Below are 13,541 nucleotides of genomic sequence, written 5' to 3' on the forward strand. Positions count from 1 at the left end.
GGGACCTATATCCATGAGCAGCAACAACCCCTTCAAGTCCTGGCTCGGCGACACGACGCGCGCCACCCCGCTCGGCACCTGGCTGATGGCCGCAGCACCCGCGACGGCCGAAGCCCTCGGCTATGGCGGCTTTGATTTCCTCGTGGTCGACATGGAGCATGTGCCGGTCGAGTTCACCGATCTCGCCCATATCCTGCGCGCCATCGGCTGCACACCGGCCGACGCTGTGGTACGGCTCGCCTGGAACGACCAGGTGCTCGTCAAGCGCGCGCTGGATGCCGGCGCACGCACCGTCATGCTGCCCTTCGTGCAGACGGCGGAAGAGGCGAGAGCCGCGGCATCCTATACCCGCTATCCGCCACACGGCATTCGCGGTGTCGCTGCCGTGCATCGCGGCTCGCACTTCGGTACGATCCCGAACTACCTCAAGACCGCCAATGACGACATCTGCACCATCGTCCAGCTCGAAACGCCGGAAGCGATCGAACGCTTGCCGGAAATTGCCGCCGTTGAAGGCATTGATGCACTCTTCGTCGGCCCCGGCGATCTTTCCGCCGCCATGGGCCATATCGGCAATATCGCGCACCCGGAGGTGCAGGCGCTGATCGAGAAGGCGGCCAAGGACGCACATGCCGCCGGCAAGCCGGTCGGCATAGTCGGCCCCAATCCGGACATGGTGAAACGCTTCATCGGCTATGGCTACGACTATGCCGCCATCGCCTCCGATATCGCCATGATGACCGGCCGTGCCAACGATTGGCTCTGCCAGTTGAGGGGCGTAACGCAGACGTCTGTCGCTGCGACGGCGGCATATTGAGGAATTGACGGTGGAACACGGTTTTGCCCCAGTTCTCACTTTTCAAGCCGCCCTCGGCGAAAGCCCGCTCTGGTCGGTCGCCGAACAAGCGCTCTATTTCGTCGATATCAAACGCTGCCGCATCCACCGCTACGATCCAGCAACAAAAACGCTAACGACAATGGAACTGCCGGAGGAAGTCGGCTGCATCGGTCTTGCCGAAGGCGGCGGCTTCATCGCCGGTCTGCGCTCCGGTCTCTGGCTGCTTGACGCTGACGGTACGCCGCAGAAAAAGCTTGCCGCCAATCCCGAGGACCAGGCGGTAAGCCGCTTCAACGACGGCGGCGTCGATCCGGCCGGCCGTTTTGTCGCGGGCACCGTCGACGAGACGCGCGAAAAAGGCGTTGCCAGCCTCTATAGCTACGATTCGCATGGCCTGACGCGCCTCGCCGAGGGACTGCTCACCTCCAACGGCGTCGCATTCTCGCCGAATGGCCTGCGGCTCTATCATTCCGACACGCTGCGCTACACGCTCTATACCTACGATTACGATCCCGCGACGGGCGCGGCGACCAACCGCCAGATCTTCGCTCGCTTCGGCAGCGAGGCCGACAAGGGCCGCCCGGATGGCGGCGCGGTCGATGCCGAGGGCTGCTACTGGACTGCGCTTTTCGAGGGCGCACGCGTGCAGCGCTACGGGCCGGATGGCACGCTGCTTGCAGAATTTCCGGTACCGGCGAAGTGTCCGACGATGATCGCCTTCGGCGGCCCCGACCTCAAGACGCTCTACTGCACCAGCGCCAGCATTGGCCGCTCCGAAGATGAGCTAGCCGACTATCCGCTTTCCGGCGCGCTTTTCGCCATGCGCACCGATGTCGCCGGCCTTGCCCGGCCCCTGTTCAACCCAGCCCGCTGAGGCCCGTCATGACCTACGACACTGTCCGCTATCATTCGCTCGAAGGCCGCAACGTGCTGATCACTGGCGGGGCCTCCGGTATCGGCGAAGCCATGGTGACCGCCTTCCGGGCGCAGGGTGCACACGTCTCCTTCCTCGATATCGACGAAGGCGCGGGCAAGGCGACGGCGGAAGCGACGGGTGCGGTTTTTTACGCCTGCGACCTCACCGATGTTCCCGCGTTGCGCGATGCCGTAACCAAGGTCGAGGCCAGCCACGGCGCGGTCGACGTGCTGGTCAACAATGCCGGCAAGGACGATCGCCACCGCATGGACGAGGTCGAGCCCGATTACTGGCGGCGCATGCTGGCGCTCAATCTCGACCACCAGTTTTTTGCTACGCAGGCGGTGGCCAAGGGGATGCGCGAGAAGGGCAGAGGCTCCATCGTCATGATGGGCTCAGTCTCCTGGATGCGCGGCAATCCGGTCATGGTCGGCTACACGACCGCCAAGGCGGCGATCAACGGCATGACGCGCACGCTGGCCCGCGATCTAGGCCCCGATGGCGTGCGCGTCAATTGCATCGTGCCGGGTGCGATCGTCACGGAACGGCAGAAAGCGCTCTGGGCCGGACCGGAGGAAAGCCAGAAGTTCATCGACCTGCAATCCCTAAAATACCGCCTCGATGCCGGCCATGTCGCCCGCCTAGCGCTCTTCCTCGGCTCGGATGAAAGCAATGGCTGCACCGGCGCCAATTTCATCGTCGATGCCGGCCTCACGCAGAACTGAAGGTTTCACCATGCTCCTCGAAAAGACCGCCAACGGCTTCTCGCTCTCCCTCGACGGCCGCACTGTCCTCAGCCACACAGCGGATACCCCTGCTATCTTCGCCGGCCGCGGCGAGGAGCGGATGGACATGTATTGCGGCAATTTCGATATCGAGGACTATGTCATCGAGCGCGTCGCGCTTGCCCATGCCGAGGTCGAGGGCGACACGATCCACCTTTCCAGCGCTCCCGGTCAGCCCGTGCGCCTCGTTCTGACAGTGGGCGGCGACAGCTTGCGGCTGCATGCGCCGGATACGTCCATTAACCGTCTCTGGGTGCGCACCGTCGCGGAAAAGGACGAGCATGTTTGGGGCGGCGGCGAGCAGATGTCCTATTTCGACCTGCGCGGCCGCCGCTTCCCGCTCTGGACGTCGGAACCCGGCGTCGGCCGCGACAAGACGACGGAGATCACATTCAAGTCCGACGTATCAGGCAAGGCGGGCGGCGACTATTACAATACCAACTATCCGCAGCCGACCTACGTTTCGTCCCGGCGCTATGCGCTGCATGTCGATACGACCGCCTATGCCGTCTTCGATTTCCGCCGCGAGGCTTTTCATGAGGTGGAAATCTGGGCCGTGCCGGAGCGGATCGAATTCTTCGCGGCCGCCAACTTCCGAGATCTCGTCTCCAAACTCTCGCTGCGCTTCGGCCGCCAGCCTAAGCTTCCCGATTGGGTTTATGGCGGTGCGATCATCGGCCTAAAGGATGGGAAGACATCCTTCGAGCGGCTGGACAAGATCCGCGCTGCAGGCGTCAAGGTCTCGGGTCTCTGGTGCGAGGACTGGGTGGGCCTGCGCCACACCACGTTTGGCGCGCGCCTGTTCTGGGATTGGGTCGGTAACGACGAGCGTTATCCCAACCTGCGCCAGAAGATCGCCGAACTGGCCGATGAGAACATCCGCTTCCTTGGCTATGTGAACCCCTATCTCTGCGTGGATGGTTCGCTCTTCCCGGAGGCCGAAGCGAACGGCTATTTCGCGACCGATGCCAAGGGAAAAACCGCCCTGGTCGATTTTGGCGAGTTTGATTGCGGCGTAGTCGATTTTACCAATCGCGATGCGGCGGCCTGGTTCGCCGAGCGGGTGATCGGTGAGAACATGTTGGATTTCGGCCTTTCCGGCTGGATGGCGGATTTTGGCGAATACCTGCCGATCGACGTCAACCTCAAGAATGGGATGAACGCCAAGCTGATGCACAATGCCTGGCCGACGCTCTGGGCCGAGGTGAATGCCCGCGCCGTGGAAAGCCGCGGCAAAACCGGTGATACGCTGTTCTTTATGCGTGCGGGCTATACCGGCGTACAGGCCCATTGCCCGCTTTTGTGGGGCGGCGACCAGTCGGTGGATTTCTCCCGCCATGACGGCCTCGCCACTGTGATCTCCGGCGCGCTTTCCTCCGGCCTGCTCGGCAACGCCTATCACCATTCCGATATCGGCGGTTACACCAGCCTGTTCGGCAATGTGCGCACGGCCGAACTGCTGATGCGCTGGGCCGAGATGGCGGCCTTCACGCCGGTCATGCGCACCCATGAAGGCAACCGCCCGCGCGACAATCTCCAAATCGACCAGGACGCGGCAGTGCTCGCCCATTTCGCCCGTATGACAGCTATCTACGTTCATCTCACGCCCTACCTGAGGGCGCTTTCGGCCGAGGCTGCCGAGACCGGTCTGCCCGTGCAGCGTCCGCTCTTCCTGCACCACGAGGACGACCGCGCCACCTATGCCATCCAAGATGCCTATCTCTACGGCGCCGACCTGTTGGTCGCCCCCGTCTGGAGGGCGGGCGAGACGGAGCGCATGGTCTACCTGCCGAAGGGTGAGCGCTGGGTGCATGTGTGGACCGGCGTCGCACACGAGGGCGGCCGCGAGGTGACGGTTTCCGCACCGCTCGGCCAGCCGTCCGTCTTCTATCGCAAGGGTGCAGCGCGCGAAGAACTCTTCGCGGGGATCGGGACGCTCTGATCATGGATACCGTGAGCCTTGCCGTCCTGCTGCTGCTTGCGGCGGGCGCTTCCTATGTGCAGACTTTGACCGGCTTTGCGCTTGGTCTGCTGATGATGGGCGGGGTGGGGTTGACGGGCGTCGTACCGCTGGAAGACGCCGCCGTGCTCGTCGGCGTGCTCGGCATCGTCAACGCCGTGCAGGTGCTCGCCAAGGGCTGGCGCGCCATCGCGCGCCGTGAATTCCTGTTGGTGATCTTCATCAGCCTTGCCTTCCTCGTGCTTGGCTACTGGCTGCTCGGGCTGCTGCTCACGGCCTCGCTCGACTGGCTGAAGCTGGTACTCGGTGCGATCATCGTCCTGTCAAGCATCCAGCTTCTGCTCCAGCCCGCACCGCTGGAAAAACCCTCAGGGCCGGCATCCTTCCTGTTCTTCGGCGCGATTGCCGGCGTGATGGGCGGCCTGTTCTCCACTGCCGGGCCGCCGCTCGTCTATCATTTCTATCGCCAGCCGCTCCGGCCTGTCGCCATTCGCGAAACGCTCGTCGCCATCTTTGCTGTCAACGGGGTGTTGCGTCTGCTGCTCGTTGCCGGGGCGGGCAATATCCCTTCGACCGCCCTCTGGTGGGGACTGCTCTGCATTCCCGTCGTCATGGGTTTCACCCTGCTTGCGCGCCGCTATCCGCCGCCGCTGACGCCCACCGGCATGCGGCGCGTCGCTTTCTCGCTGCTGTTCCTCTCCGGCCTGTCGCTCGCCGGACCCGCCTTCCTCAAGCTTTTCGGAGATTTTTCATGACTCACCCGCTCAAGACCGCGCTCAAGGATGCCAGCTTGCTTGCCGACAAGGCCTTCGTCGCCGGACGCTGGGCCTCGGCTGCTGACGGCCGCACCTTTGCCGTCACCGATCCCTTCGACGGCTCCCATATCGCCGATGTGCCCTCGCTCTCGCGCGCGGAGGTGGCTGCAGCTATCGACGCGGCCGAGACTGCCCAAAAGCTCTGGGCGAAGTGCACCGCCAAGGAACGCGCCAAGGTGATCAACGCCTGGTTCCAGCTCATCCTCGAAAATGCCGACGACCTGGCGCTGATCCTCACCAGCGAACAAGGCAAGCCGCTCGCCGAAGCGAAGGGCGAGGTGATCTCGAACGCCGCCTATCTCGAATGGTTTGCCGAGGAAGCCAAGCGCATCGACGGCGACATCATTCCTGGTGCCAATACCAGCCAACGCATCATGGTGCTGAAGCAGCCAGTCGGTGTCTGCGCTGCGATCACGCCCTGGAACTTCCCGAACGGCATGATCACCCGCAAGGCCGGCCCGGCACTCGCGGCGGGTTGTAGCATGCTTTTGAAGCCTGCTTCGCAGACACCGCTTTCAGCGCTGGCGCTCGCCGTGCTTGCCGAGCGGGCAGGGGTGCCTGCGGGCGTGTTCTCCGTCGTTACCGGCGAGGCGCGGCCGATTGGGTCGGAATTCTGCCATAATCCAAAGATCGCCAAGATCACCTTCACCGGCTCCACCGGCGTCGGCCGCTGGTTGATGAAGGAGGCCGCCGACAGCATCAAGCGCCTCTCGCTGGAACTCGGCGGCAATGCGCCCTTTATCGTCTTTGACGATGCCGACCTCGATGCGGCTGTCGAAGGCGCGATGATTTCGAAATTCCGCAATGCCGGCCAGACCTGCGTCTGCGCCAACCGCATCTATGTGCAGGAAAGCGTAGTCGAAGCCTTTTCGGAAAAGCTGCTCGCCAAGGTCTCCAGTTTGAAGCTCGGCCGCGGCACGGAAGTCGGCACCACGCAAGGCCCGCTAATCGACGACAAGGCCGTCGCCAAGATGGAAGAACACGTTGCCGACGCGCTGGAGAAAGGCGGCAGGCTACTTATCGGCGGCAAGCGCAGTGCGCTCGGCGGCAGCTTCTACGAGCCGACGGTCATTGCCGGCGTGACGCAGGCGATGAAGGTCGCGAGCGAGGAGACCTTTGCGCCGCTCGCTCCGATCATCTCGTTCACGGACGAGGACGACGTGATCGCCATGGCCAATGACAGCGAATATGGCCTCGCCTCCTATTTCTATGCGAAGGACATGGCGCGCGTCTGGCGCGTCGCCGAGGCGCTGGAAGCCGGCATGGTTGGTGTCAACACCGGCATGATCGCCAACGAGATGGCGCCATTTGGCGGCATCAAGCAGTCCGGTCTCGGCCGTGAGGGTTCGAAATACGGCATCGAGGGGTTCCTTGAGCTGAAATATGTCTGCCTCGGCGGGCTCTAACCATGGCGGCCTTCGACTACGACATCCTCGTCATCGGCGGTGGCATCAACGGCTGCGGCGTTGCGCGCGATGCGGCGGGGCGCGGCTACAAGGTGCTGCTCGCGGAAATGAATGATCTCGCGACCGGCACGTCGTCGGCATCGACGAAGCTCATCCACGGCGGCCTGCGCTATCTGGAACACCGTGAGTTCCGGCTGGTGCGGGAAGCGCTGATGGAGCGGGAGGTGCTCTGGCAAATGGCTCCCCATATCATCTGGCCGCTTCGCTTCGTGCTGCCGCATCATGAAGGGCTTCGCCCGGCATGGCTGCTGCGGCTGGGGCTTTTCCTCTACGACCATATCGGCGGTCGGAAGCGCCTGCCGCCGACAAGGGTCCTGGACCTGACGAAACACGCGGCGGGCAAGCCTCTTAAGGACGGCTATGCTAAGGGGTTCGAATATTCCGATGCCTGGGTGCAGGACGCTCGACTGGTGGTCCTCAACGCTCGAGACGCGGCCGATCGCGGCGCGGAGATTATGACACGTAGCGAAGTCATCCGCATCGAACGCAGCAATGGCGGTTTCGTTGCCGAGATCGCCGACCGGGCGACGAAGATCTGCCGGACGGTCAGCCCCCGCCTCGTGGTCAACGCCGCCGGACCCTGGGTGGACCAGGTTATCGAGCTTGCCGCCCGTGGGGGCAATGTGAGGAATGTCCGGCTCGTGCAGGGCAGCCATATCGTCGTTCCCAAGCTGTTTGACCATGACAAGGCCTACATCTTCCAGAACACCGACAAGCGCATCGTTTTCGCCATTCCCTACGAGGGCGATTTCACGTTGATCGGCACGACTGATCGCGACTTTTCCGGCAAGCCGGAAAAGGTCGCGATCAGCGAGGAGGAAACGGCCTATCTGTGCGCGGCCGCGAGCTCCTATTTCCAGCGGCAGATCGCACCGGCGGATGTCATCTGGTCCTATTCCGGCATTCGCCCGCTCTACGAGGCAGGCGCGGCAAGCGCGCAGGAAGCGACGCGTGACTATGTGCTGAAGGCCGATGGCGACGCGGCAACCGGCGTGATGATCAACGTGTTCGGCGGCAAGATCACGACCTATCGCCGGCTTGCCGAATCCGTGCTGGACCTCGTCGAAAAGCATCTCGGAGCCCGCAATCCGCGCTGGACCGCCGGAGCGACGTTGCCGGGCGGCGACTTTCCGTTCGACGGCTTCGAGGCTCTCGTCGCCGGGCTGGCAGCGCACGCCCCTTCCGTTGCCGAGACGACAATAAGGCGGCTGGCGCGCAACTACGGCACCAAGGCCTTCGAGATTCTCGGCCCTGAGAACAGCCTGGGCAGGATCGTCGCAGCAAATCTCGGGGAAAACGAGATTCGTTATCTCGTGAAGAAAGAATGGGCGCGCTCGGCGGAGGACATCCTGTGGCGTCGCTCCAAGGTGGGTTTGCGCAGCACGCCCGGGGATGTCGCAGCCCTCACAGCGTTCCTCGACGGTGAGCGGTTCGGCAGCAAGGCGGCGACCGGCTGAGCCGGGTATTTTCCGGAGCGGGAGCTTTCATGAGCGAATATGTACTAGCCATCGATCAGGGAACAACGTCGACGAGAGCGATCGTTTTCAATCGCGACTACCGGAACTGCGGATCCGGTCAGCAGGAGTTTCCGCAGCATTTCCCGCGGTCCGGATGGGTCGAGCACGACGCCGAAGACTTGTGGCGCACGGCAGTGGAGACATCGCGGTTGGCCATGTCGTCCGCGGGCGTTTCAGCCTGCGAAATTGCAGCGATCGGGATTACCAACCAGCGCGAGACCGTCGTGATGTGGGATCGGCGGACGGGAAGGCCGATCCACAAGGCTATCGTCTGGCAGGACAGGCGAACCGCCGAGCATTGCGCCCGGATTCGTGCCGACGGCACGGAGCAGGACATCGGCCGCAAGACAGGCCTGTTGCTCGACCCCTATTTTTCCGCCACCAAGATCGCCTGGTTGCTTGACAACGTTGCTGGCGCAAGGGAGGCGGCAAGGGCCGGGCATCTAGCCTTCGGCACCGTCGACAGCTGGCTGGTCTACAAGCTGACGGGCGGACGGCGCCACGTGATCGACGTCACCAATGCATCCCGCACGATGCTCTGCAATATTGAGACGGCCGAGTGGGACGATAGTCTACTTGCTCTGTTCAACGTACCGAAGGCGATCCTGCCGGAAATCGTCGGCAATACCGGTGACTTCGGGGAGACGGGCGAAGCATTGTTCGGCGGGCGGATTCCGATCCGCGGGATTGCCGGCGACCAGCAGGCCGCGATGATCGGCCAGGCCTGTTTCGAACCGGGCATGGTCAAATCGACCTATGGAACCGGGTGCTTCGCCCTGCTGAACACCGGCGCCGAGCGGGTGACGTCCCAACATCGGTTGCTGACGACCATTGCTTACAAGATCGACGGCCAGATGCATTATGCGCTGGAGGGCTCGATCTTTATCGCCGGTGCGGCAGTGCAGTGGCTGCGCGACGGTCTCGGGATCATCGACCGTGCCGATCGGTCCGGCCCGTTGGCCGCGGCCGCGGATGCCGGCCAGATCGTCTATCTCGTTCCGGCTTTCACGGGTCTCGGTGCCCCATGGTGGGATCCGGATGCGCGCGGCGCGCTCTACGGCCTTACCCGCAATACTGGCCCGGCGGAACTGGCAAAGGCGGCCCTGGAATCGGTCTGTTTCCAGACGCGCGACTTACTGAGAGCGATGCGTAAGGACTGGCCGCGGGCGGACGAAACGTTCCTGCGTGTCGATGGCGGCATGGCGGCGAGCGACTGGATGATGCAGCGCCTGGCAGACATCGTAGGCGTGCCGGTCGATCGCCCGGTTGTCCACGAAACCACGGCGCTCGGTGCTGCTTGGCTGGCGGGCCACGGAGCACAAGTGTGGCCGGATATGCAAGGCTTTTCCCAAAGTTGGAAGAGAGATCACCGTTTCGTTGCCCGAATGGATGAGGGCGAACGACAGCAGCTCGTCCTCGGATGGCGGGCGGCAGTAAGGAGCACGCTTGATTTCAGCGGCAAGCAGCCCTGAACCATGATCCGGTGAGAGCAGGGTCCTCGCTCCGGCCACCTCACTCGGCCGGCGTCCTGTCGTCCCGGCACTTTCTCGGTTGGTCGTTGAGATGGCGATCAAGCTGGATGAGCTTGCGTTGCGACACAGTATCGCCTGGCATGAACCGGCGGATGCGCTTGTTGGCGTGCTCCAACGCGCCTTTCTGCCACGGTGCACTGGGGTCGCAGAACCAACTCCGCGCGGATGCCATCTTCCAAAGCCCTGAATCCGGCAAACACCGTACCGCGGTCAAAGGTGAAGCTCCGCCGGGCAAAAGCGTTCGTGCATGGATCGGGAGTTGAGCGCCTGCTGATCTTTGAAGGGATACTTGCGCTGCGGCTTCTTGGTGCCGGACCTTTGCTGCCCAACTCTGATCACGCCCGAGACCTCGAAACGATGTGGCGCGAGGCGCATAACCTCTAAAGCGCCGTGGTCACGACCTGAGTTGCGACTTCGATCAGGCCCCTAGAGCGAAGTCTGCAAGCTGGCTCGGACTCGTATGCGACCTTGGCGCATGCCATTTTCATGCGATGCGCTGGTATTGCTGACAGGCGGTGGATTGCCATGGATCGAAACCAGGAGCCGGGTTACCTCCTCTTCAATTCCTCTGCTTGCCACCTCGTACTCGAATAGAAGTCTTTGGTCTGACTGTTCCCGCTCTCGCAATTCCTCCAACCGTGCGGCTGCGAGTGCGTATGCCTCAAAAAGGTCGTTAAGCTCCGCCGAACGGGGCTCGGTTTCGATCGCGCGCCGAAACTTCGGCATCCTCGCACTCAAACGGTGACGTCCTAGTTCCCTGAGCTTCTGCATTTCCCTCTCCCTTTTGGTGAAATCTAAGAAGGCGCCGCCAAGGATGAGTTAAGCTGAAAATTCAATTGCGAGAGATCTCGCTATTTAGCCGACAAGCCAAAATCATGATCGCAAGCATCAATGCGCCCGATCAATGACCTGCTCAGTCGTGTCGCGGCGCTGGGAATATCACGGGACTTGGGCGCCCTCTTCACGACCTGCGTTAAGACCGCGACCAGTAGACTAGTCAACGCCACGGCGGCTCCATATCTCGCCACCTTCATCGGGCGCAAGCGCGCGCCATCCCAATCATAGCCCATCATCTGCTCTGCAACGGAAAGAACCGCAATCCGGAGAGCTGGATTGCGGTTCTAAGTTGCCGGCGGGGGGGCAGGGGCGGCAGCAACTGACGCGAGCATGCCGCTCAGTTGTTAAGTGAACATTGCGGTCCCGCCGCACCTTTTCGCAACTGAGAATCTACTGGTGGTCAGCGGCTCCTTCGGAGCGGGTACGCCAGCCAGCTTCCTTGCAATTTCATCTTCCATTTCCTGACATAGTACTTCAAATTCCTTGAGCAGTACGGCGTCTGGCGACCGTTGCTCGCGCAGTTCATTGCGGTTCCACACCGCAATGCCATAGGCTTCCATAAACTCATTGATCGCTGCGAATTTGGCCTCGGAAATCTGCCTCTGGTGCCTTGGCAGCAGCATCATCATGCGGTTGCGCCCTTCCTTCTCGAAATCCACAACCTCCTCCTCGGCTCCACCGTTGAGAAGATTGTCCTCCCCAAATACGAAAGTAGCAACATGAACATGAACCGACGCATTAGGCCTTGAAGGTTCGATAGAGTTGACGCCGGCACGCTGCTGTACACTCTGAAGCTTAGTCACTGCGCTCTGAAGATCGTATCGCCTTCCTTGATCGTCTCGACAACCTTGATGTCTTTGATCGTCATTGGATCGACTTTGAGCGGGTTTTTGTCCAGGATGACGAGGTCGGCGAGCTTGCCAGGTTCGAGCGATCCCTTTCTATCCTGTTCACCATATTGTTCCGCCGGCCAAATCGTCATCGTCTTCAACCCTTCCAAGGGCGTAACGCGTTGATCGGGACCGATCTGCGCACCTGCCCGAGATATGCGATTGACCGCGGACCAGAGCATGAACATCTGGTCGAGGGGAGCGACGACAAAGTCGGTGTGGTTTGTGGGGTGTAGTCCGGCGTTGATCGCATCGCGCATCGGGCTGATGTACATCGCCTGCTCCTTGCCACGATTGGCGAGATGGGCCTCGGCAAAATAGTAGGTGTGAAGTGTATAGAAGGACGGCCGGACCTTGTACTTGACGTATTTCGGAATTTGGTCCCGCCGGATGAATTGAGAATGGACTAGTGTTACGTGCCGATCCTTGGTGAGGTCATCGGCGGCTGCGAATTCATGCGCATTGAAGAATGCGTCTATAGCGGCATCACCATTGGCATGCAGGTCGAGCGGAACGCCAATCGTGTACACCTTCTTGACCATTTGATTGATGGTGTCCTGCGGAAAGGTCAGTTCGCCTTTCCAATCCTTCTCCCCTGCGGGACCACCCGTCAGATAGGGAGTCGTGAAGAAAGCGGTTCGTCCTTGCGGCGATCCATCTATCGTGATCTTGACGCCGCCGATCTTAAGCCTGTCACGGTATTCTCCCCATTCGCTTACTGGGAGTTCCGCAGCAATCTTGTCCACGTCGGTGATGAACGGATAAGCGACTACATCAATGATATTGGCCCCGGCATCGGATGCTCGCTTCATGGTCTGGAAATTGGCGAGGTGCGTGAGCCCTTCGTGGGCTGTCGTGATCCCGGCCTGGGCATAAAGCATCTGGCCTGCTTTTGCTGCCTCGATTTCCTGCTCGGGGGTCATCGCCTCGGACTGCTCGGCAACCGGCAAGTAAGCGGTTTCCATGATAAGGCCGTATGGCTCGTTCGTCCCCTCCTTGCGCACGATAACACCGCCCGGAGGCGTCTCCGTTGCGGCACTGTAGCCATATTTCTTGAGCGCCAGGCTGTTCAGGACGGTACCGTGCATCGACACGTGATCGACGCGAACCGGGTTCTCCGGAAAGGCGGCATCCAGGTCGTCACGGTTCAAAAGCCGCCCGTCGGGCATGACAGTATCGTCATAGCCGTAGGCAACGATCAGTTCGCCCTTGGGAATTTTCCGTTCCTCAGCAAACTTGCGGATCGTGGCGATGATGCTTTCGACATCCTTTCCCGGCCCTGAGGTCGGGGCATATACTTGCGCCTGGTTTGCTACAGAGAGCGAGTTTATGTAGTGGGAATGTGCGTCAATGAAGCCCGGTAGCAGGGTCTTTCCTGCAAGGTCGATGATTTTGGTACTCTCGTCCTTGTGTTCCTGCTCGATCATCTCACGGTCGCCGACCGCAACGATAAGCCCGTCTTTGACCGCTAAGGCCTCCACGGTTGGTTTCGCCTCGTTGACTGTGACGATATCGCCACCAAAGAAAATCGTGTCGGCCGCTGAGATATCTGCCGCCAAGAGAGTCGTCCCGGACCAGGCTAACAAGACAAATGCAATCGCGGTTGACCGCATCAGAGTTGAAGCAGCGCAGATGCCCATCGAAAAATCCTCCCGATCCGGTGTGATATTTCTCAATATACGCATATTGGAATCGTAGTGTTTGACGGTGGTCAAACCGCCAGACCTGGGCTTCCCAAGGCATTCGCTTGAGCTTCTGTTTCAAGATGCCAAGTTTCGACAGTTACCTGAATGTCGCGCCACTATCGATCAAGTTGTGCCTGCAGACAAGGTGCACGCGGAGGCGGCTTTCACATCTTCAGGGATTTGCAAATGTCTTCCGCCGCGTAGCTATTGATGCGCATAGCTACTTTCAGATCATGAGTTGGCCGGATGGTTCCTTGGCTGTAACTGCACGCCCCGACTCTGCTGATCACCGTTGATGAT

At 61.3% G+C, this 13,541-nt stretch carries 10 protein-coding genes and 1 pseudogene; 8 read left to right on the top strand and 3 right to left on the bottom strand.

Going from position 1 to position 13,541, the window contains the following annotated elements; translation table 11 throughout:
- Window positions 1-13 precede the first annotated feature (13 nt).
- From HT585_RS23340 to glpK, 8 genes are read left to right on the top strand one after another with little or no spacing between them, the layout of a single operon-like run.
- A complete protein-coding gene (locus HT585_RS23340) occupies window positions 14-817 on the top strand; it encodes an HpcH/HpaI aldolase family protein (protein WP_176355191.1) in 804 nt (267 codons plus the stop codon).
- A gap of 10 nt (window positions 818-827) precedes the next feature.
- Window positions 828-1,712, top strand: coding sequence for an SMP-30/gluconolactonase/LRE family protein (locus HT585_RS23345; protein WP_176355192.1), 885 nt, complete (start codon window positions 828-830; stop codon window positions 1,710-1,712).
- An 8-nt stretch (window positions 1,713-1,720) separates the two neighbouring features.
- Complete coding sequence (locus HT585_RS23350; protein WP_176355193.1) at window positions 1,721-2,479, top strand: SDR family NAD(P)-dependent oxidoreductase; 759 nt, start codon at window positions 1,721-1,723, stop codon at window positions 2,477-2,479.
- Between the two features lie 10 nt (window positions 2,480-2,489).
- Window positions 2,490-4,481 carry an alpha-glucosidase gene (locus HT585_RS23355; RefSeq protein ID WP_176355194.1) on the top strand — a complete coding sequence of 664 codons (1,992 nt, stop codon included), beginning with the start codon at window positions 2,490-2,492 and terminating at the stop codon, window positions 4,479-4,481.
- Window positions 4,482-4,483: 2 nt separating this feature from the next.
- On the top strand, window positions 4,484-5,254 hold the full coding sequence (locus HT585_RS23360; RefSeq protein ID WP_176355195.1) for a TSUP family transporter: 771 nt from the start codon (window positions 4,484-4,486) through the stop codon (window positions 5,252-5,254).
- Window positions 5,251-6,720 (top strand): NAD-dependent succinate-semialdehyde dehydrogenase, encoded by a 1,470-nt coding sequence (locus HT585_RS23365; protein ID WP_176355196.1) that lies wholly within the window; start codon window positions 5,251-5,253, stop codon window positions 6,718-6,720. Before HT585_RS23360 ends, HT585_RS23365 begins: the two co-directional genes overlap by 4 nt.
- Window positions 6,721-6,722: 2 nt before the next feature.
- Window positions 6,723-8,237, top strand: a complete 1,515-nt coding sequence (gene glpD, locus HT585_RS23370; protein WP_176355197.1) for a glycerol-3-phosphate dehydrogenase — start codon at window positions 6,723-6,725, stop codon at window positions 8,235-8,237.
- Between the two features lie 29 nt (window positions 8,238-8,266).
- A complete protein-coding gene (gene glpK, locus HT585_RS23375) occupies window positions 8,267-9,769 on the top strand; it encodes a glycerol kinase GlpK (RefSeq protein WP_176355198.1) in 1,503 nt (500 codons plus the stop codon).
- A gap of 40 nt (window positions 9,770-9,809) precedes the next feature.
- Here the strand turns inward: glpK and HT585_RS31805 are convergent.
- From HT585_RS31805 to HT585_RS23385, 3 genes and pseudogenes are all read right to left on the bottom strand, one after another.
- A pseudogene (locus HT585_RS31805) lies at window positions 9,810-10,116 on the bottom strand (transposase); the annotation flags it as partial.
- Window positions 10,117-11,010: 894 nt separating this feature from the next.
- Entirely contained in the window at window positions 11,011-11,325 is a 315-nt protein-coding gene (locus HT585_RS23380; protein ID WP_176355199.1) for a hypothetical protein, read from the bottom strand.
- A 140-nt stretch (window positions 11,326-11,465) separates the two neighbouring features.
- Window positions 11,466-13,271 (bottom strand): amidohydrolase, encoded by a 1,806-nt coding sequence (locus HT585_RS23385; RefSeq protein WP_210270538.1) that lies wholly within the window; start codon window positions 13,269-13,271, stop codon window positions 11,466-11,468.
- Between the last annotated feature and the right edge of the window lie 270 nt (window positions 13,272-13,541).

Source organism: Ensifer oleiphilus (assembly GCF_013371465.1).
GTDB classification, from domain to species: domain Bacteria; phylum Pseudomonadota; class Alphaproteobacteria; order Rhizobiales; family Rhizobiaceae; genus Ensifer; species Ensifer oleiphilus.